Raw genomic sequence first — 20,657 nt, forward strand, 5'->3', positions numbered from 1 at the left:
TTTGCTGGATCTTTAACTGGTGTTACTGCTGGATTTTTAACTACAAAGTCTGATAATGATCTTGTATCTTTAGATCCGTCTGTGTATGTTACTACAAGATTTCCATTAGCATCTTTTTCTACTGATTGAATCTTAGTCTTAGCATCTTCAGCAGCTACAGCTTTACCTTTTTTCTCTGCTAAGTTAGCATCATCATTATTCTTAGAATACTCAATTTGTAATTTTTCTTTGATTTTATCTAACTCATCTTGCGTTACGTTAGCTGGGTCTGTTACAGCAACTCTTTCAGTTGGAGTTGCTATATCATATTTAGATGTTTGATTTTTAACTACGAATCGAACATATCCTGGTTTTTCTTTAGCGTTAGGATCTACATCTATCGCTCTATAATCAGTGTTTGAAAGTTTACCGTCATTATCTTTAGAAACGACGAAACTTGTCCACTCTTTACCAGCTGCTAGATTAGTTTTACCAGTCATCTTGACAGTCGCTGTTCGTTTGTCAGCAGATACTTCACCTACTCCTGTAGTAACTGTACCATCAGTGATTTTACCTGTTGTAAAACCATAGTCTGTAGTATTATCTTTACTAATATCTCCAGGTCCACGTAGGTAAAGATCTTTAACTTCAGTTTCATCTGCACCTTTGAAAGTTAAATCAGTCTTTTCACCTGTATAAACATAGATTTGTTTATTAGCTTGATTTGAGTATGGAACCTCAACTGTTGGCGCTGGACCTTGAACAATTACAGTGTGAGTTAATACATCTGATTCTTTTCCTTGGCTATCAACCGCTTTATATTTAACTTCATATCTTCCCGCAGTTGTTGTATCCACAGTCTTAACAGATTCATCTCCATTTACTGAGATTACTTCAGCACGTACTTTAGTTCCAAGTGTTGCATCTTTATCATCTTCATGGTCTGCTACAGTAACAAGTGATACTGGATCTACAGTATCTCCTACATTTACTGTAGTTTCTAGTTGAGCATTTTTAGAAGCAAGTGTTGGTTTTTCGTTTGTTACATTAATTTTGTATCTTCCAAAACGACTTGGAGGAGAAGAAGGTCCATTATGACTGATAATTTCTAGCTTATTTTCACCTTCTTGGAATGGTGCATTTTCGTTCATTGTCAATGTGATTGTATGAACAGATACTCCTTTTTCCACTGACTTAATAGTTGCTTTATCACCATTTTTGATGATTGACCATCCATTTTGGCTTTGTTCTAAAGCAATCTCTGTCGTAGATTTAGCACCTTTAGCAGTATAGAAGAAATATGATCTTCCCGCATCATGTGGTACTGTTACAGTTACTTCTTTTGCTCCTGCTACAACACTTGTACCATTTTTAGCTGCTGGTGATGGTAAAATCTTAGATTCCCCTACTGCTACTGAAACTGCTTTCGACGGTGTTTCTATTCCATTTACAACTTGTGTAATTTCTACTGGATTTTTAGGTGCAAAGAAGCGTCTTGTTGCTTCATTAGCTCCTGGTAATTGTGTATTACTATTTAATCCTTCTTCTAATGGAAGTCTCCAAGTACCATCTTCTCCTACTACAGCTGTTTTTTCTGAAATCACAGCTCCTGTTTCTGGATTCTTAACAGTAACTTTAACTGTTGCTCCAGGTATCCCTGTACCTGTTAATTCTGAATCTGATGATGGGACTGAATCCGGAATACTTCCTGATGCTTTTATTGTTGTATTTACTGTTGGGGCTGCTCCACTCTTGATTAGTTTAGATTTGGCAATTGAATCTGTTGATCCATCTTTATAAATAACAGTGAAATTATTACCAGACTCGGTTACATCGGCAACTACAGTTTTAGCATCATCAAGTAAAGTTCCTTTTTTACTTGCTAATTGTGCATCGTCATTTGTTTTTGAATATTCAACCTTAAGGCTGTTTTTAACGTTTGTTAGTTCTTCTGTTGTTAGTTGAGCAGGATTTGTAACTAAAACTTTATTTGCATTCGCTAACTCAACTGGATCGTATTTATATGTCTGAGGTTTTACAATAACGTTGAATGCTCCTAGGTCTCTGTCTTTTGATTTGTCACCTTGAGCAATATTATCAAGCATATTACCTGCCTTATCAACTACTCTAACATATCGCCAACCTAAAGTAAGTCCAGTAGTTTTGGCTTTTTCTAACTGTCCTGCATTCAGTTCACCACCTGGTAACCCTCTATAATGAATTATAGCTGGACTTTGTTCAGATGCTGTTGTATCGCTAGTAAATATATTTGCTTTATAACCATATTGTACATCAAGCATATCTGTTTCACCTGCTACAGGATTGAAAGAATTATTCCCTCCTCGTAAAACAGTTGCACTTTTGATAACACCTGAATTATCTTTTATTTTGATATCAAAACCTGATGACTCTGCACCATAAACGTAGACATCTTTACCGTTTGAAAATGGAATCTCTACTGTTGGCGCTTCGTTTTCAGCAGGATTTACAACTACAGTAACTTCAATCTCGTTTGACTCTTTACCTTGGCTATCAACAGCTTTATACTTAACTGTATAAGTGCCTTGGGTATTTGTATCAACTGTCTTGGTTGCTGCGTCACCATTTACTGAAACAACTTCAGCATGGACTTTATTACCTACTGTTACTTGCGCATCATCTTCTGTATCTGCTACTGTCACAAGAGATGCAAGGTCAAGTTGAGCACCTTGAGCAACAGTTTTTCTGTTTCCTTCAACTGCTGATGCTATTGTAGGTGCTTCGTTCGTTGCAGTTAATGTTGGACGTTTAGCTTCTGGTGCTTCTGTTGCTCCAGGTAGAGCTCCTCCTGCCGCACTGTAAAGAGATTGTGCTTGTATGTTAATTCCATTAGAACCTTCTTTAATTGCGTTTTGAACGAATGTTAATTTTACTATATGGAAGATAGGATCATTTTGTGTATCTGCCATTGTTGCAGTTAGTATTGATGTATCTTTAGATTCAGGGTTCCCATTGTTCATAGCTACTTGAAGGTCATTAGAATTTGCGAATCCTACCCATAAATTGTCCGCGTCTTTCGGAACTTTTACCAATACTTCTTTTTGTCCTGCAACTACTGTATTGTTAACAAATTCTGGACGTCCAAGATAAACTCGTGTCTCATCGTTTAATATATTATTTACATCTATATACTTTACTGTAATTTTTGTTTCATGCTGATCTTTGTTAAATGCATCTCTACTAGCTTTTAATGGTTCTTCTAATGGCACAGTCCATTTTCCATTAGTTACTAATGCGCTATAAACTCTCGTACCTCTATCTGGAGTTTCAACTGTAACTTCTACAGTTTTTCCGTTAGTCCCAGTCCCTGATAAAGAAGCATCTGCAGATGTTACACCACGACGGGGTACACCTGCTCCATCAGTATAATTTACAGTGTCTGTAACTTGAGGAGCCCCTGAATCGTTTCTTCTAAATCCTGAACCTTCTTCGGCCTTTGCAGGAATGGCGTGTGAATTAGTCGCACTTGGTTCAGTGTTTTCTGCTTTTTTACCTACAGTTTCTTTTCCTTCAGTTGTATCTACCGCTGGAATTTCTTTTTTCTCTACAGGTTTATTTTTTAATTTAGAGTTAACTGTAGTGACAAGTTTGCTGTAAGCTTGTTTTAGTTCAGCTTGAGTTGTTGCATTCGCTAATGTAGCTTTTGCTGCTTCTAAATCAGCTTTTAAGGCTGCAACACTTTCTTCAGTTTTGTTATCGTAAAAACCGTTAGAAAGTTTTGTCTCAATTTCTGAAATGTAGCTTTCAAGTTGAGTTTTGTTCAAAGCTGGCGCTACTTCTGTCGCAGGCTTAGACTTGTCTTCTTCAGGTTGTGGTTTAGCGCTTTCAGTAACCTGATTTCCCTGAATTTCATCCGCTTGAACTGATACAGCTCCATTACCTAAGAACATGAAAAGAGCAGCGACTGCTACACTGGCCGCTCCAAAGCTATATTTACGAATCGAGTATCGCGTGACCTTTTCACGGCGCAAACGTTCAACACGACTCATGGAGTTTTTGTGTTCCATTTTTTTTCTCCTTTTGGAATTAGTTGATATAGCTTCTACATAACAAAATTTATTACTTAAAAAGAATGAGTAATATCCTCTTGTGTATGCAGGAACCTACACTCATATTCTACCCTATTTTCAATATATATGCAAACTTTTCGAATTCAAAATTTCGCAAAAAATAAAAGAAACAGTTTGAAAAAGTAGGGAATTTTCAGACAGTTTGATTTTGCATTTTTTGCACTTATATATATTTAATTGTAACATTATACAGTTATATTTTAGTGCGATTTATACTTAATTACAGAAGATTTTACATATGCATAATTAGAATTCGAGTAAGTTTAAAAACGAAAACAAGCATTGACTATTGACCCAATACTTAATGAAAATCAAAGAACAAACTAGAATGCTAGCCGCAGGCTACTCAAAACAGTGTTTAAGGTCGTGGATAGAACTTACACAGTCAGCTCAAAGCACTGCTTTGAGGTTGTAGATAAGAACTGACGGAGTCAGTCACATATATAATCCAATGCGACGTTGACGTTGTTTAAAGAGATTATCGAAGGGTACAATATAAAACATGCTATCTAATTCGATAACATGTTCCCATTCTCATTTATAGCAAAGACCCAAACTCAGCAAGGGGCATGCCCAATTGCTGGCTGGCAAATTCAGAAGCCAGAAGACCTTGACGAACCATATCCAGAAAGGCAAAAAGTTTCTCACGCTCCAGTCCCTGTTCTAAGCCTTTTTCTTCGGCTCGTTCCAAAGCATAGTCCTGTGGTAACAAGGCTTGTTCTTCTCGCATACGTAGTTGACTAAACATTTTCCTGTCCTCCTCGGACCAGCTTTTGTAGTCTAGCAGTTGGTCTGCTTGGCTGATGGCTCGGTCGGGTTCTTGGGTAAAGGGTTTGTTCCCGAAAAACTCCAACCAGGGCTTGCGAACCTCGTCTTTACTGGTTTCTCAGTTTTTTTAATTCCAAGAACGCTATCTTGACTAGATGGTTTTTTTATACTATAAATCTCCAGCTATTCATTTTAGTTTCTATAACTTCACTTTTCTTTTCTATCATTTTCCTTGCTTTTTTGATATAATAAATTTAGAATGATTCTTCAAAGGAGGCATCTATGCGTTTTAATCAATTCAGTTACTATCCTGTAAGCCAGCAACAAGCTTTACATGAATTATCCAGTCTTGGCTTCAAGATCGACCCTGCACTTTCAACTAAAGAACAGTTTGAAGTTTTTGTCAGAACTTGTTTTTTTAATTATAAAAATACCGACTATCCCCTCTCAACTTTGGCAGTTGATAAGGAGACTGACCTACTCACTTTCTTCAATTCTGATCGTGAATTAACTGCAGAAATCTTTTATACCGTAGTTTTTCAATTGCTTGGATTCAGCTACCTTATAGACTTCGAAGATGGTCAAAGCTTTCATAAAAAAACAGGACTTCCTATCGTATTCAGCAATTTAGATGATAACCTCTATCAAGTCCTTAACACGCGCACTAAAAAAGGAAATACCTTGATCGATCAGCTCGTTAGTGATGGTCTTATCCCTGAGGACAATGATTATCACTACTTCAATGGCAAGAGTTTGGCTACTTTCTCAACTCACAATGCTATTCGTGAAGTTGTTTATGTAGAAAGTCGTATTGATTCTGATAATGATGGTCTACCTGATTTAGTCAAGGTTAACATCATCCGTCCGTCTTACCAAGGCAAAATTCCAGCTGTCATGACTGCAAGTCCATACCACCAGGGAACCAATGATAAAGCTAGTGATAAGGCCCTCTACAAAATGGAAGGGGAATTAGCAGTCAAAGAACCTCACGAGATTAGCTTAGAAGAACCAAGTATTAGTTTTGTTGAGCCAGTTAGCCAAGCCGATCTTGTGGCTGAAGCCGAAGAAAAACTCACTCATATTAATAGTAGCTACACTCTCAATGATTATTTCCTTCCGAGAGGATTTGCTAATATCTATGTATCAGGTCTTGGAACCAAGGATTCACAAGGTCAGATGACTAATGGTGACTACCGACAAGTTGAAGCCTATAAAAATGTCATTGATTGGCTCAATGGCCGTTGTCGTGCTTTTACAGACCATAGTCGTGAACGTCAAGTCAAGGCTGACTGGTCCAACGGTAAGGTAGCAACTACTGGTCTTTCTTATCTAGGAACAATGTCTAATGGTCTTGCTACTACAGGAGTTGATGGTTTAGAGGTCATCATTGCTGAAGCCGGTATTTCTTCTTGGTACAACTATTACCGAGAAAATGGTCTGGTAACAAGCCCTGGTGGGTATCCAGGGGAGGACTTCGATTCATTAGATGAATTAACTTATTCTCGTAATCTCTTAGCTGGTGACTATATTCGTGGAAACGAAGCTCATAAAAATTCTATAGAGGAACTGAAGAAAAATCTAGACCGTAAAACTGGGGATTATAACCAATTTTGGCATGATAGAAACTACCTTATTAATGCTGAAAAAGTTAAGGCTGAAGTTGTCTTCACACACGGGTCACAAGACTGGAACGTGAAACCACTACATGTCTATCAAATGTTCAATGCTCTTCCAAGCAATATTAAGAAACATCTCTTTTACCATAACGGCGCCCATGTTTATATGAACAATTGGCAGTCTATTGATTTCCGTGAATCCATGAATGCTCTTTTGACGCAGAAATTATTGGACCAAGAAACTGACTACCAACTTCCAAGAGTCGTTTGGCAAGACAATACTGCTCCTCAAACCTGGATGACTCTTGAAGATTTTGGAAATCAAAGTGACCATAAAACTTTCTCTTTAGGTACTGAAGAAGCTGTCATTGAAAATCATTACCAAGAATCAGACTTTGAACGTTTTGGAAAGACCTACCAAACCTTTAACAATGAACTCTATCAAGGGAAAGTCAATCAGGTAACTATTGATCTGCCAGTGACAGAAGACCTTCATCTCAACGGTCGTGTTAAACTAAACCTCCGTCTCAAATCAAGTACCAATAAAGGCTTACTTTCTGCTCAACTTCTCGAACTTGGTCAAAAGAAATACCTACAACCGTATCCAGGAGTCTTGGCTGCTCGTACGATTGATAATGGTCGTTACCATATGCTGGAAAACCTTTGCGAGCTACCATTTAGTCCAAATGCTCAACGCGTTATCACCAAAGGCTATCTCAATCTTCAAAATCGTTATGATTTATTGAAAATTGAAGAAGTTAAGCCTGATGAATGGATGGAATTCCAATTTGAACTCCAACCAACTATTTACAAACTAAAAGAAAGCGATACAGTACGTCTCGTTCTTTACACAACAGACTTTGAGATTACTGTACGTGACAATACAGACTATCACTTGACTGTCGATCTTGCACAGTCTAGTCTTGAGATACCTTTTCAAAGGGAGGTAACTGTAGATGAACAAAGCCGAGCAAAGACACCAACTCATCCGAGCCTTAATCACTAAACAAAAAATTCATACCCAAACTGAATTACAAGAACTACTGATTGAAAACGGAGTACAGGTCACACAAGCAACACTTTCAAGAGACATCAATCTGATGAATCTTTCTAAGATTCGTGAAGGTGAACACTCCTATTATTCAATCAACACTGACTCTACATCCAAGTGGGAAAAACGGCTAGAAGTCTATATGGAGGAAGCACTCTACATGATGCAACCCGTCCAACACCAGGTTGTTATCAAAACCTATCCAGGTTTGGCACAATCCTTCGGATCTATCTTGGACGCCCTAAACTTCCCTGAAATAGTGGCTACTATCTGTGGAAATGATGTCTGTTTGGTTATCTGCGAGGATAAGGAACAAGCTCAATCTTGCTTTGAACGCCTCAAACAATTTGCACCACCTCTATTTTTTGATCGGTAGCAAAAACCCGTGATAATAATATCACGGGTTAATTTTATGATTTGTTATTTTCAGCTTGCTTTTTAGTCCTTGCAAGTCTCAACGCTCTATTTGGATTGAGGCGATTAAACAGTTCTTCTAACTTCTTCTCATTCCAGACGTCTGCTGCAGAAACAAAATTTCCATCAGCATCTCGGAAAGATATCGGTTTATCTCCCATAGCTATCTCCTAGTCTACAAACTCAAACTCAAATTTGCCGATACGAACTAGATCTCCATCCTTAGCACCACGGGCACGAAGGGCTTCATCAACCCCCATACCACGAAGCTGGCGAGCAAACTTCATGACAGACTCATCACGATCAAAGTTAGTCATGTTAAAGAGTTTGATGAGTTTTTCACCTGAAAGAACCCAAGTTGCATCGTCATCACGACCAATTTCAAATGGTTTTTCTTCTTCGTCAAAGCCATAATAAACTTCTTCTTCCATTTCTGACTCATCATAAAGAAGGAATTCTGGAGTCTTATCAAGAAGTTCTGCCGTTGCGTCTAATAAAGGTGCTAAACCTTGTTTTGTCAAACCTGATATTGGGAAGATGGCTGGTAAGTCCTCGAACTCATCATAGTTAGCCGCCAATTTTTTCTTGAATTCTTCAAGGTTTTCTTTGCTTTCTGGCATATCCATCTTATTAGCAACAATGATTTGGGGACGTTCCATAAGACGAAGGTTATAAGATTCCAACTCTTTGTTAATAGCTAGATAATCTTCGTAAGGATCACGTCCTTCACTGGCTGACATATCAATGATGTGAAGGATAACGCGAGTGCGCTCAATATGGCGAAGGAACTGAGTCCCCAAGCCCACACCTTGACTAGCGCCTTCGATCAAACCAGGGAGGTCTGCCACTGCAAAGGACTCACCTGACTGGGTACGGACCATACCAAGATTAGGAACGATTGTTGTAAAGTGGTAGGCACCAATTTTAGGTTTTGCAGAGGTAATCACACTGAGTAGAGTTGATTTACCAACTGAAGGGAAGCCAACCAAACCCACATCCGCAAGGATTTTAAGTTCTAACTGTAATTCGCGCTCCTGACCAGGTTCTCCATTCTCAGAGATTTCAGGTGCAGGATTTTTTGGTGTCGCAAAACGGATGTTCCCACGACCACCTCGACCACCGTGAGCAACGATAAACTCTTGGCCGTGTTCAATCAAGTCAGTGAGAACTTTCCCAGTCTCCGCATCACGTACAGTTGTACCTTGAGGCACTCGAACAATCAAGTCTTCTGCCCCTCTACCATGCATTCCTTTGGTCATCCCTTTTTCACCCGATTGGGCTTTGAAATGACGATTGTAACGGAAGTCCATCAGGGTACGTAAACCTTCATCTACAACAAAGACAACGTTACCTCCACGGCCTCCATCGCCACCCCATGGACCGCCATTAGGGACGTATTTTTCACGGCGAAAGGCAACCATCCCATCGCCACCATTTCCAGCCTTGACCTTAATCTTGGCTGTATCTAAAAACATACTCATATTCTTTTCTCACTTTAAAAAGGGCTGGGAAATCCCAGTCACCAACTATTACTACTTGCTAGAAAATCTAGCATTTTAAAATCTGCTAAATACACCAATGGCTGTAGCAAAGATACCTGCTAAGGTTACAAACAACATAATCAAAACGACGAATAGTGTCAATTTCTCAAAAAATGTTTTTTTACGTTTTCCATTATCACCAAATGCCATTATTCTCTCCTTTTCTATAATTCCCTATTTTTAATATTCTTCCGAAACTGGAGCAATTGCCCATAAAATCAAGTAAGCAATCAGTCCACTACCATAACAAAAAGCTAGAACTCCCCAGATTACACGTACAATCGTAGGATCAATATCAAAATAATTAGCTAGACCAGCGCATACTCCACCAATTTTTTGATCTCGACTACTTCTCATAAATTTCTTTTTCATTTCTTCATTTCCTTTCTTCGATGATCTTAATCATTCCAATAATCTCTCAAATCATTCAACTGTTTCTTAGATGCTTTTAACATTCGTTTAGAACTTTTGACTGGAACTGAAACTGCCTGTTGTGGCAAGTAAAATACTGTCTTTAAAATCCGTTTCGTAACAGGTTCATCTGCAGTCAATTCTTTTTCAAAATTATTTGAAATAATAACATCTAGATAGAATTCATGCACTCTCTTAGCAAAATTCTCAGCCGAAATTTCATACAATTTTTCAGCCAAAAGTTTCTCATCCATCTTTGGAGTTGCAATTAAAGCTTCTAAAATAGCCCCTGCTAAATCTCTCTCTTCATAATAAAGAGTTCCAAACATTTTATGATTGATGAGGTTATCAAGATAGGGATTTCCATGAGCTATTACCGGAGTCTTACTTGCAAGACTTTCAAGATAGGTCAAGCCTTGCGTCTCACTAGTTGAAGCTGAAATGAAGAAGTCAGCAGCCTTATAGTAAAGTGCGGTCTCACTTGGGGCAATCATCCCTGTAAAAATAACAGAATCTTGAATCTGTAAATCTGCTGCTTGCTCCTTGAGATTTTCCAGATAAGGCCCATCACCAGCAACGACTAATTTCACCTTTTGTTCTTCTTTTAGAACCTCTGCAAATGCAGCTAGTACCTCCTGAATATTCTTCTCATAAGACACACGCGAAAGGCTAAGAAGCATCTTTTCATCTTCCTTAATACCTAGTTTAACCCGTAAGTCTACGATATGTTCTGGTCCAATCTCAGGTCGTTCAAACTTGGCTAGCTCAATCCCTGTAGGAATAACTCGTTTTTCTACTTTGACCTTATAATCTGATAGAAGGTCTCGCACAATTTCACTTGGACAAATCACTCCATCAACATCATGAAGGAAGCCTCTCACAAGGTACTTAACCATACCTGGACGAATCAACATCCCCTTAGCGATATAGTGGACATAATCCTCGTACTGGGTATGATAGGTATGAATAACAGGGATTTTCAACTCACGCGCTATCCAAATCCCTAATAAACCAAGAGAAAACTCAGTCTGCGTATGAATAATATCCAGCTTGTATTGTTTTGCAATCTCAAGAGCTTTCGTAAATCCACGATAGGCGAAACGACGGTCTTTAAAGGCAAAGAAAGGAACACTAGGAATACGAATAATCTGCCAGTCTTCATAACGATTGACATCCTTATCGGTTGTCGTGAAGATAAAGACTGCATGCCCTTGCTTTTCAAGCTCTGTTTTTAAGGTTCGAATACTGGTCGCAACACCCGACACCTGTGGGAAATAAGTATCTGTAAATAACCCAATTCGCATATACTACCTCATTTTTTTCCTAAAGCTGCTTGCTCCCGATAGAATTTTAGCCAGATTTCAAGCAAATGCTCTTCTGAGTATTCTCTTGAAATAGCCTTTGCCTTTTCTTTCAATTCTCTCAGAGCTTCTGGATGCTCCCGATAGTCCAAGATAGCTTCTTTCATCTCATCCACATCAGTAGTTGGTCTATAATTTCCCTCCAGAATGACCTTGTATAGATCCAAATCACGAAGCATAATGGGAGCTTCACAACTTGCTGCCTCTAAAATAGTCATTGGAAAGAGTTCATTATAGCTTGGAAGTAAGAAAAGATCAGCCAAGGCATAGAGCTCTCTCATCCGTTCTGGGTCAACAATCCCTGGGAAAATTAGATTTTCAGGAGGATTATCCATAATCTTTTTATAGCGTTCATAACCATCCGTTATACCACCAAATGAGAAACCACCAGCCCAAATAAAAGTAATATCCGGTAATTCCTCAGCTAGAGTGATAAAGTCATCTATTCCTTTACGCTTCTGAACCTGACCTGCACCAACGACTACAAACTGATTCTCATCAATTCCCATATCTTTTCGAAGTTGTTCAACTTGCTCTATAGGAAGTGGATGCCATTTTTCTTTGTTGACAAAGTTAGGAATATAGGTCACTTTTTCACGTGGAATCCCAGCAGCAACCAAATCATCAATGAAGGTAGGATTAACCACAACCAGATGCTCCATACGCTCATAAAAAGAAAATACATAGCGTTTGACAATCCCCTTTAAGAAGAATGGAATCTTCAAACTACCTTCCAAGGTATCAGGTAAGAAGTGAACATAGCCAATCTTACGACCAGAACGTTTCTTCTGAAAAGTCGATAAATAATAGGGGAAATCAATGGTATGAAAATGAGTAACGTCCGCTTCGATTGGAAGATTTTCTGTTACGATCAGTTGGTCTTTCGCATCTCGTTTTAAAAGCTGTACCAGTTCACGGTAAGCCCCAGACACACCTTGGCCAGCTACCTTTTCACTTGAACTTAGCATATTGATGCGTAATTTCTCTTTTTCCATAGTAACCATTATACCATTTTCTTCAAATAAAATCAGCAAATAAAAAGAGAGATAGCATAAAAGCTGGGAATTCCTGGCGTCTACACTATTTCTCTTTTCATAATATACTTACTTGATACCTAAAGCGATACGAGCGTAACGGCTCATTTTCTCAACTGTCCAAGCTGGATACCATACTAATTTGACTTCAACGTTAGTAACTTCTGGAACATCTGTCATAGCATCATAGATTTGGTCAGTTAAGAGATCTGCCAAGGGACAACCCATGGTTGTCAAGGTCATATCAATTTCAGTCTCACCTGTATCGCCATCAAAACGAATCTCGTAGATCAAGCCTAGATTGACAATATCAATCCCTAATTCTGGGTCAATCACTTCTTCTAAGGCTGTCAAAATACGTGTTTTGATATTTTCAATTTGCTCTTCTGTATAAGCCATCTTCACTCTCCCTCAGCTTAATCTTCAATGAAATCACGAAGTGGTTTGCTTCGACTTGGCTGGCGAAGTTTTCTCAAAGCTTTGGCTTCAATCTGACGGATACGTTCACGTGTTACGTTAAAGACTTTACCAACATCTTCAAGAGTACGCATTTTCCCATCATCAAGACCAAAGCGGAGACGCAAGACATTCTCTTCACGGTCAGTCAATGTGTCTAACACTTCATCCAACTGCTCACGCAAAACGATACGAGTTGTATAGTCCACCGGATTTTCAATCACTTCGTCCTCGATAAAGTCACCAAGATGGCTATCGTCCTCTTCACCGATAGGTGTTTCAAGAGAAACAGGTTCTTGGGCAATCTTGAGAATTTCACGAACCTTGTCAGGTGTCATATCCATGCGTTCAGCGATTTGTTCAGGAGTTGGATCTTGTCCCAACTCTTGAAGAAGATTACGTTGTTCACGAACAAGCTTGTTAATGGTTTCCACCATGTGTACGGGGATACGGATGGTACGAGCTTGGTCAGCAATGGCACGAGTAATGGCCTGACGAATCCACCAAGTCGCATAAGTTGAGAATTTGAACCCTTTAGAGTAGTCAAATTTATCAACGGCCTTCATCAAGCCCATGTTTCCTTCTTGGATCAAGTCAAGGAACTGCATTCCACGTCCAACATAACGTTTAGCGATAGATACTACCAAACGAAGGTTAGCTTCTGCAAGGCGTTGTTTAGCTTCGATATCACCCGCTTCAACAGCAAGAGCCAATTCTTTTTCCTCTTCATTTGTAAGCAAAGGAACAACCCCGATTTCTTTCAAATACATACGGACAGGGTCATTGACCTTAGCAGAGGTTGAACCAATCAAATCTTCATCAGTCAACTCTGGTTCTTCCTCAGTGCTCAAAACACGCGCACTTGGATTTCCTTCGTTGTCAGTAATTGAGATTCCAGCATCTTGAATACGTTGCAAAAGATTCTCAATTCCTTCCACATCTAAAGTGAAGGGAATTACGAGGGCGTTATTGATTTCATCATCAGTTGCTGTACCAGTTTTTTTATGATTGCGAATAAATTCCGCTACTTGGACGTCAAAGGTTGTTACTTCTTTTTGTTTTGTTGCCATTCTTACTCCATTCTTCTTTTTTGGGCAATTAAGCGTTCTAGCTCTTCTAATGCGGTGTCTGTATCACCGACATGGCTAGCTTCCTGAACTTTCTTTTTAATTTGCAGATTTTCCTGATTCAAAAGAGCTCTTTTTCGAGACTCTTCCACTTCGGCTAACTCGTGAGGGGACATCTCAGGTGGCAAATCTAAGGCTAGGACTTGATACCAAGCACTCTCCACTTCTCTGGTCTGATGAGCCAAATCCTCAGATGAGATACTTCCATTATCAATCAAGAGTCCATACAAGGTCTGAAACTCTGGAGTTTCAAAAATAAAGTCATCTCTTAAGCGGTAGTCATTGAGCACTAAGGGATGTTCCATCATTCGGTAGAGGATATGAGCCTCCGCTCTCATCACTGCTGTCAGTTGCTTAGTGACAGACATAGTGACAGGACTCGGACTATAGGTCTCCTTGACCTTCTCCTTTCTCTGTCTGACACGACTTTCATTGACAATATGTTCGACTTGCTGATAGTCAAAAGATGGCAAGTGATCCGTCAAAATGTGAATGTAGGAATTCTGAGCTGTGATAGAGGGTTCCTTGGCGATTAAGGGAGCTATTTTCTCTATAAATTCAATTTGAGCTTGTAGATTTTCACTGTTTTCCGGTCTGAAATGATGGATGTAAAACTCAACAGGACTGATGCGTGTATTGGTTAAGAGATAAGCCAAGTCTTGAGGAGAGTTTTTCTGCAAATATTCATCCGGATCCATTGCGTCAGGAATCTGGACTACTTGGACAGGTATATCTTTAAGCTCGTCCAAGGCTTTAGCTGTGGCAGCTTGCCCAGCCTTATCTCCGTCATAGGTGACGATCACTTTTTTGGTAAAGCGTTTCAGATGCTCCACATGTTCACTCGTCAGTGCGGTACCCATAGAAGCAACTGCATTTTCAATACCAGCACGATAAGCCGCAATGACATCCATAAACCCTTCCATCAGGTAGATTTCAGGAGCCTTGCCCGATCCTTTTTTTACCCTCTCCAAATGATATAATTCGTAACTTTTGTTAAAAATTGTCGTCGCTCGACTATTTTTATACTTTCCAGTTTGAGAATCAGTCTCTTGCCATACACGACCAGAAAAGGCAATCACCTTTCCTTGATCATTTGAAAGAGGAAACATAATGCGATTATGAAAGGTATCAAAAAATTGGTTACTCTCAGATAGATAAAACAAACCCGAATCCAGCAAGTCCTTCTCACTATAATCATCTGCTAAACGCTGATATAGATAAGAGCGTTCTGCTGGAGCTAAACCAATCATAAAATGCTTGAGAACATCATCTGTTAAGCCACGTTTATAGAGATAGTTTCTCGCCTCCTCACCCATCTTCGTCGTCATGAGAATGGCATGATAAAAACGAGCAGCTTTCTCATGCATATCATAGAGATTTTGATGGGGAGACCTAGGCTGTACAGAACTTTGAACAGGGGCTGCCATCTGAATCCCAAGTCTCTCAGCTAATATCCTCACCGCATCCGAAAAGGTTACCTGCTGATACTCCTCGATAAACTTAAAAACATCTCCAGAACGACCACATCCAAAACAGTGGTAAAACTGCTTATCCTCGACCACGTTAAAGGAAGGGGTCTTTTCACCATGAAAAGGACAGAGCCCTAAAAAGTTCCGTCCAGATTTTTGTAAGGAAATCACTTCTCCTATGATTTCGACAATATTGGTATTGTTTTTGATCTCTTCGATGAGTCTCTTGTCAACCATAGACAATACCTCCATTTTATCACAGTTTACTCTAACTAGTATAGCTTATTTCTGAAAAAAAGTAAACCATTTCATACACTTTACATGAGACTATTTCATAAAACTAGCTAGTCACTTTCTCTACTTTTACATCATTTTCAGATACAATATCCACTAAAAAATGCGTCGACATTAATTTGTAGTGATGGAGCTTTTTATTAACTATATTTGCAGAAGCGACCAAGTCCCCAAATTCTGCATTCTCGACTTCATAGATATAGTTGGTCAGATAAAGTGGTCTGTTCTTTGCTAATCCTTGCTCCCAGTAACTATCTATTAATTCTAAACTTTCGTAGACTGAACGGAAAGCCCAAACTTTTGTAAAGATAAATTTAAATTTTTCCGAATCTTCCAAGTAGGCAATTAGAGTATCCCCGTCTATATTTATCTCGATACCATAGTCGCCAAAAGGGATGAAGCCCGGTTTAATTTCCGTCCATTTTTCCATATCAATTCTCCAAGTTCTATTTTCTGATAATTGTACTACAGCGGTGTACATGTTTATTTAGCAAATGTTCTAGTATTGACTGATACTTAATTTCAAATTTGCAGAAACAAGAATATCCAGTACACTATCTTGAGTTATGATGATATAATGCCGTGAATGCAAAGTTCCTGGGTCATAATATGATGTGTATTCCAGTTTCTTCACTAATTGACTATTCTTGACTTCGTAAATGACATTTTGGAAATTATTTTTTTCAAATTTTTTAAACATCTCTTTATCCAGAATTGCAGATAAATACAATTTCCTGCTAAAGACTCGTGCTTCATCATAATAAATACATGATAATTTAAAACGGTTCTGCTCTCCAATCAGCCTAATTTCTTGAGCATCTGACAAATTTGTCAACAAGACCTTTAATCTATAGTTATCTACAGGAATCAAACCTTTAAAGACTTCTACCCATTCTTCATTTTTAGTTTCTAGCTCTGATGTCATATATACCTCCATTATTCCATTTTACGTTTTAAACCTCTAATTTTCATCTATTTTATTTGATACTTCAATCAGTAAATCTTGAAGTTCCTCTAAATCAAGATACAGATTTCTAACTCCTACAAGTAACTGAGAAAAGGCTTGTCTATCTAATTGACGATTCTCACTTAATGACTTAACAATCCAAGAATTTCCCTTCTCTATCCATTTCAAATGAAGGGGTAGATAATCATTTAAAATATCATTTATATTTTCTAAATTAGTAGAAGATATCTTGTTAGAGGTTTGACTGTCATTTATTAAAGATAAACTTTTACTTATTTTTTTCAACTCTGTTTCTATCGTCACTTTAATATCCTCCCTTGTGAGCCAATATCTAAGACTCCAAATCATCCAAATACTGCATGCTATAGTCTAAATGAAGGCCTTATTCCTCAGCAAACTCCCTAGTAAAAGCAAATGAGGAAAGTCCATTCTTGAAAATCTTCTTGTGTGTATGCCATGTTTTTATCGCCTGCTTTTTATAAAACAATGCCTTTATCTGAATTTCTAAAATTTTTTAAAGTTACTTGGCTTAATGATTCATTTGGTTTTTTTAAATATACCATAGTCATTCAGAAAAGATTATTGCAAAATCTCTGTAATAGTAGCTTCTCTTTCTGACTTTAAATCATAAAATCCTATATGTACATTGTCCTTGTATAGCCAAAACAAATCTGTTCCATATTTTGCAGGAAAAATTTCTAGTAGAACCGGAGCAATTTGCAGTATACTTGTCGCACCTAGAATTGTAAAATTATCAGGATTAGAAATATATTCTTCATCATCGATAGAAGATAATATTGTCCAGCCATTTAACTGAGAAATTGAAGATTTCTCTCTATAAGTGTACTGAATCGGATAGCCATTTATTACATTATTTGAAACCATAAATCCACCAAAATCACTATTATTCATCAGCAAGTAACCCTCCATTTTCAGATAATAAATCTTGTCTCCAACTGAATTCTCTCGCATAATCTATAGCTGACTTCCCTTGAAAATCTTTATGGTGAATATCAGAACCACTAGCAATCAACATCTCATATAAAGGCAAGGCTTCCTTGGTTGTTAATTTCAAGACTGTAATCGCAGCAATCAATGGAATTGCCCCATATTTATCAACTTGGTTAACATTTATCCCTGCTTTCAACAACATTGACATGACCTTAGTTGCATACTCAACATCTACTCTCCAATTCGCTTTAAATTGAAACAAATTATGTAAGGCATTTCTATTATATGAGTCTAAACAATTAACATCAATTTTTTCATCAATAAGAAACTGAATAATCTTTAGTTTTTCATCTAGCAAAGTATTGCTAGTTAAAACCATCTTTAACAGATTCAACTTCTCATGTGTAATTTGATTGACATCTCCCTTGTAGAGCGAATGAAACTCTTCAAACGTTCCTTCTTGAGCTGCATCAAATATGTCTCGTAATATCATTTCTTTCTCCTATTCATATTTATGACTTCTATTTGATTTTGGTACTTCAATTTGAAAATTAGCAGGATTTGACCGGTTTGATTCTAATCAATCTACTATTTGAATCTATTGCTTTCTAAACTATCAAATTACCAAATCTTAATCATATGTCACTTTTACTTTAATCTTAACAGTTTGGTTAGATAAATTCTTTATTTTGATTTCAAATCCTTTTTTTGAAGCAAATGAAAAAAGTGTCTTTTGAGGTGGATCCATGATAATACCTTCGCGATCGACACCAATGCCATTATGAGGATTCTCTAACATCGTTACATCCCAGCTTTGTGTTTTTTCATTATAATGATAGGTTTCAATCCTAGAATCCTTAATATTATATCCAATTCCTTTTTCAGGATCAAACCAATCATCGCCTCGCACAAGCTTTATCTTTCCATCTGTAGTAACTGGAATGACCTCTACATGGATTATGGAGTCCAAACTCTCAGAGTGTCCGTTTACATGCACCTTTGTCTCTTCATTTGCACCTAAAGTGATGATTTCCCATTTTATATTACAAATCACAAGAGTTAGGATGGATACAGTAAACAGTAAGATGGTTAAAATAACGAAATCTGATTTTTTCAATTTATTCCTCATTTAAATTTTTCAAAGAAACTCAACTTGATACAATCTCAAAACAAAAATACCCATATGGGAGGGATGCTGCATCTAGTTTAGTCATATCGTAAAGCCATTCCATCATTTGAGGAATCCCTCGAATCATCAGATAATCCATATATCTATTAATACTATCTTGAAAACCAGTAATATCTTTCTTTTCTACTAAAAAATTCGTATGTTCTACATCTTCCATTGATATGTAATTCTCAAGGATTTTATAATCAGAATCTGGATTTAACCAATACATTTGTTTTCTTAAAAAGTTCTGTTTATCTTCTACAGTTACAGTGTCCGCACACTTGAGATAGAAAACTCCAATATCTAATTCTTCCTGAAAATCCAATTTTTCGTTGATATAGAAAGGGGTAATCAGAATGCTTTCTGTAGTTTCTTCTGTTTGGATAATTTCTCTCAAAATACCAAATAAATTTGTTATTGTCGGATAAATTCGACACTTTGAATCTTGGTAACTTGTATTCACATAAATAATATTATTTATCACGCCTTCTTTTTGTTTCTTCATATGATTCACCTCATCCGTAAACAGTTTTAGGATATTTCTTTAATCCAGTATGTATTCGGAAATAACTTTTACATTACCCCAATTTTCAACTGAAAACTGACTAGGATAGACGGAAAGCCAGTCTGGAATAATCTTATTTCGTAACAATTCTTCACTTTTAGTAAAGTATGGTGAAAGATCCATTTTTTTATCTTGTACATACTCCATAATTTGATTAGGTTCTGTCAACCTTTTTTCATCAATAATGCTTAGAGACTGAACCAATTCATCAGATTTGTGATTATACTTATAATATATATCTATAATCACTCCACTACTATGCATGAATCGAAAGTTTATAGACATTTCTCCACTATCTTGTTTACCATCTGGATAATGAAAACTGTACGAAATCCCCTCAACTCCTGTAGGTAAGGCCTCTGAACGATACTTTTCCATAGTTGAACCGTAAAGTAGACCTCCTGTTTTATTTACTTCCATATCAGGTATTCTATTTAAAGTAGAATTGGTACGTAAAAAAGAAGTTGTGGCATGACGGTACTCGTCATGATAAATTTCTTCAAAAACATTACTATATCGTGGCTTTAAAAAAATGAAAGCGAGCGGTAGTAGCATGATTAAAAACGCCCCTATAGATAAGGTATAAAACATTTTTTTATTCATTTAGCGACCTCTTTCTTGTTAATCAATATAATCGTGCAAATCAGATTTTTATATAAAGATTTGAAATTTCTTATAAAGCCTACTACTACATTTTTATCATCTTCTATCATAAAACTTAAAAGAACTTCTTAAACACAAAATCATATTCTCCCTTCAATCAAGTTACATTACTTATCCAATCTATAATTAGCTCCAATAATCTGAATTAGGAGTATCCTTCGATATTTTTTCAGTAGAACATGGAAGATAACTATTTACCGTATTTAAACACAAAATTTCAATCATCGTCCTAATATATATATATAAACATCTTTTTCCAAGTCATACATTTTACACTTGATAGAAAGTACTTTTTGCATAAGTAGGACAATCTATTTGGAAAAATTCAATGGCACAATCTCTACATCCCCAAGATTGTCAACGGAGTAACGTTGACTACCATTTTTAAACCAGCGTCCTAGAACGACATCATAGAGCATGAAGTGAGATTTTTCTTTAATCCAAGCTTCATCAATCCCATAAGGCTTTAAATACTCTAGTGCTTCGTTGGGATTAGTTAAGTAAAAATTTGGTTTTTCCACAGTGCCCGCTCTCTTAAAATACGACTCCAAATTTATCTCCCCGCTATCCTTATTTCTTATATTATACCCAGCTAAGTAGTATGCCAGTGAACTTTTAGAATCCGAAATTTCGATAGTTGGTTTAAGATTTTTATTCTTATAATTGTATCTAATAAATAGATATCTCCCATCAGATAATAGTTGCTGATA

21 protein-coding genes and 2 pseudogenes are annotated in these 20,657 nt (G+C 37.3%); 2 read left to right on the forward strand and 21 right to left on the reverse strand.

Translation table 11 applies throughout. The features are described 5' to 3' along the window. Both HMPREF2805_RS04815 and HMPREF2805_RS11625 read right to left on the reverse strand, forming a co-directional pair. A partial coding sequence (locus tag HMPREF2805_RS04815; RefSeq protein ID WP_148131604.1) for a YSIRK-type signal peptide-containing protein occupies positions 1–4,025 on the reverse strand: 4,025 nt, incomplete at its 3' end. A gap of 601 nt (positions 4,026–4,626) precedes the next feature. Next, positions 4,627–5,020: pseudogene (locus HMPREF2805_RS11625) on the reverse strand (hypothetical protein); the annotation flags it as partial. Positions 5,021–5,138: 118 nt separating this feature from the next. On the opposite strand from HMPREF2805_RS11625, the gene HMPREF2805_RS04825 reads away from it, so the two are divergent. Together HMPREF2805_RS04825 and HMPREF2805_RS04830 are read left to right on the forward strand one after the other, a co-directional pair. Beyond that, positions 5,139–7,478, forward strand: a complete 2,340-nt coding sequence (locus tag HMPREF2805_RS04825) for a Xaa-Pro dipeptidyl-peptidase (protein ID WP_075231621.1) — start codon at positions 5,139–5,141, stop codon at positions 7,476–7,478. Continuing rightward, a complete protein-coding gene (locus HMPREF2805_RS04830; RefSeq protein WP_075231622.1) occupies positions 7,429–7,899 on the forward strand; it encodes an arginine repressor in 471 nt (156 codons plus the stop codon). Before HMPREF2805_RS04825 ends, HMPREF2805_RS04830 begins: the two co-directional genes overlap by 50 nt. Positions 7,900–7,933: 34 nt before the next feature. Here HMPREF2805_RS04830 and HMPREF2805_RS11010 read toward each other — a convergent pair whose 3' ends face one another. From HMPREF2805_RS11010 to HMPREF2805_RS04915, 19 genes and pseudogenes are all read right to left on the reverse strand, one after another. Beyond that, complete coding sequence (locus HMPREF2805_RS11010; protein ID WP_049502767.1) at positions 7,934–8,098, reverse strand: hypothetical protein; 165 nt, start codon at positions 8,096–8,098, stop codon at positions 7,934–7,936. 9 nt (positions 8,099–8,107) lie between these two features. Continuing rightward, entirely contained in the window at positions 8,108–9,418 is a 1,311-nt protein-coding gene (obgE, locus tag HMPREF2805_RS04835) for a GTPase ObgE (RefSeq protein ID WP_075231623.1), read from the reverse strand. A 75-nt stretch (positions 9,419–9,493) separates the two neighbouring features. Then, complete coding sequence (locus tag HMPREF2805_RS04840; RefSeq protein WP_049548929.1) at positions 9,494–9,628, reverse strand: DUF4044 domain-containing protein; 135 nt, start codon at positions 9,626–9,628, stop codon at positions 9,494–9,496. A gap of 30 nt (positions 9,629–9,658) precedes the next feature. Next, positions 9,659–9,850, reverse strand: a complete 192-nt coding sequence (locus HMPREF2805_RS04845; RefSeq protein ID WP_075229473.1) for a PspC domain-containing protein — start codon at positions 9,848–9,850, stop codon at positions 9,659–9,661. A gap of 26 nt (positions 9,851–9,876) precedes the next feature. Further along, the gene (locus HMPREF2805_RS04850) at positions 9,877–11,193 is read right to left on the reverse strand and encodes a glycosyltransferase family 4 protein (RefSeq protein ID WP_075231624.1); all 1,317 of its coding nucleotides are present in this window, start codon (positions 11,191–11,193) and stop codon (positions 9,877–9,879) included. 8 nt (positions 11,194–11,201) lie between these two features. Next, positions 11,202–12,254, reverse strand: coding sequence for a glycosyltransferase family 4 protein (locus tag HMPREF2805_RS04855; protein ID WP_075231625.1), 1,053 nt, complete (start codon positions 12,252–12,254; stop codon positions 11,202–11,204). 99 nt (positions 12,255–12,353) lie between these two features. Beyond that, positions 12,354–12,683, reverse strand: a complete 330-nt coding sequence (locus HMPREF2805_RS04860) for a metal-sulfur cluster assembly factor (protein ID WP_000331926.1) — start codon at positions 12,681–12,683, stop codon at positions 12,354–12,356. Positions 12,684–12,700: 17 nt separating this feature from the next. Continuing rightward, positions 12,701–13,810: an RNA polymerase sigma factor RpoD gene (gene rpoD, locus HMPREF2805_RS04865; RefSeq protein WP_000201894.1), complete on the reverse strand. Its 1,110-nt coding sequence runs from the start codon at positions 13,808–13,810 to the stop codon at positions 12,701–12,703. A gap of 2 nt (positions 13,811–13,812) precedes the next feature. Next, positions 13,813–15,573 carry a DNA primase gene (dnaG, locus tag HMPREF2805_RS04870; protein WP_075231626.1) on the reverse strand — a complete coding sequence of 587 codons (1,761 nt, stop codon included), beginning with the start codon at positions 15,571–15,573 and terminating at the stop codon, positions 13,813–13,815. Positions 15,574–15,676: 103 nt separating this feature from the next. Continuing rightward, the gene (locus tag HMPREF2805_RS04875; RefSeq protein ID WP_075231627.1) at positions 15,677–16,060 is read right to left on the reverse strand and encodes a hypothetical protein; all 384 of its coding nucleotides are present in this window, start codon (positions 16,058–16,060) and stop codon (positions 15,677–15,679) included. Between the two features lie 69 nt (positions 16,061–16,129). Further along, a complete protein-coding gene (locus HMPREF2805_RS04880) occupies positions 16,130–16,555 on the reverse strand; it encodes a hypothetical protein (protein WP_075231628.1) in 426 nt (141 codons plus the stop codon). Between the two features lie 36 nt (positions 16,556–16,591). Continuing rightward, positions 16,592–16,900, reverse strand: a complete 309-nt coding sequence (locus tag HMPREF2805_RS04885) for a hypothetical protein (RefSeq protein WP_075231629.1) — start codon at positions 16,898–16,900, stop codon at positions 16,592–16,594. Between the two features lie 276 nt (positions 16,901–17,176). Next, on the reverse strand, positions 17,177–17,509 hold the full coding sequence (locus HMPREF2805_RS04890) for an immunity protein Imm33 domain-containing protein (protein WP_222563421.1): 333 nt from the start codon (positions 17,507–17,509) through the stop codon (positions 17,177–17,179). Beyond that, positions 17,502–18,041: an ankyrin repeat domain-containing protein gene (locus tag HMPREF2805_RS04895; RefSeq protein WP_075231631.1), complete on the reverse strand. Its 540-nt coding sequence runs from the start codon at positions 18,039–18,041 to the stop codon at positions 17,502–17,504. Before HMPREF2805_RS04895 ends, HMPREF2805_RS04890 begins: the two co-directional genes overlap by 8 nt. Before the next feature lie 9 nt (positions 18,042–18,050). After that, positions 18,051–18,110, reverse strand: a pseudogene (locus HMPREF2805_RS11675) (GH-E family nuclease); the annotation flags it as partial. Between the two features lie 69 nt (positions 18,111–18,179). Then, positions 18,180–18,665, reverse strand: a complete 486-nt coding sequence (locus HMPREF2805_RS04900) for a hypothetical protein (protein WP_075231632.1) — start codon at positions 18,663–18,665, stop codon at positions 18,180–18,182. A gap of 31 nt (positions 18,666–18,696) precedes the next feature. Then, positions 18,697–19,224, reverse strand: a complete 528-nt coding sequence (locus HMPREF2805_RS04905) for a hypothetical protein (protein ID WP_075231633.1) — start codon at positions 19,222–19,224, stop codon at positions 18,697–18,699. A 39-nt stretch (positions 19,225–19,263) separates the two neighbouring features. Then, positions 19,264–19,887: a TipC family immunity protein gene (locus tag HMPREF2805_RS04910; protein ID WP_075231634.1), complete on the reverse strand. Its 624-nt coding sequence runs from the start codon at positions 19,885–19,887 to the stop codon at positions 19,264–19,266. A 371-nt stretch (positions 19,888–20,258) separates the two neighbouring features. Beyond that, a partial coding sequence (locus HMPREF2805_RS04915) for a TipC family immunity protein (RefSeq protein WP_148131608.1) occupies positions 20,259–20,657 on the reverse strand: 399 nt, incomplete at its 5' end.

Source organism: Streptococcus sp. HMSC034E03 (assembly GCF_001811505.1).
Lineage (GTDB): Bacteria > Bacillota > Bacilli > Lactobacillales > Streptococcaceae > Streptococcus.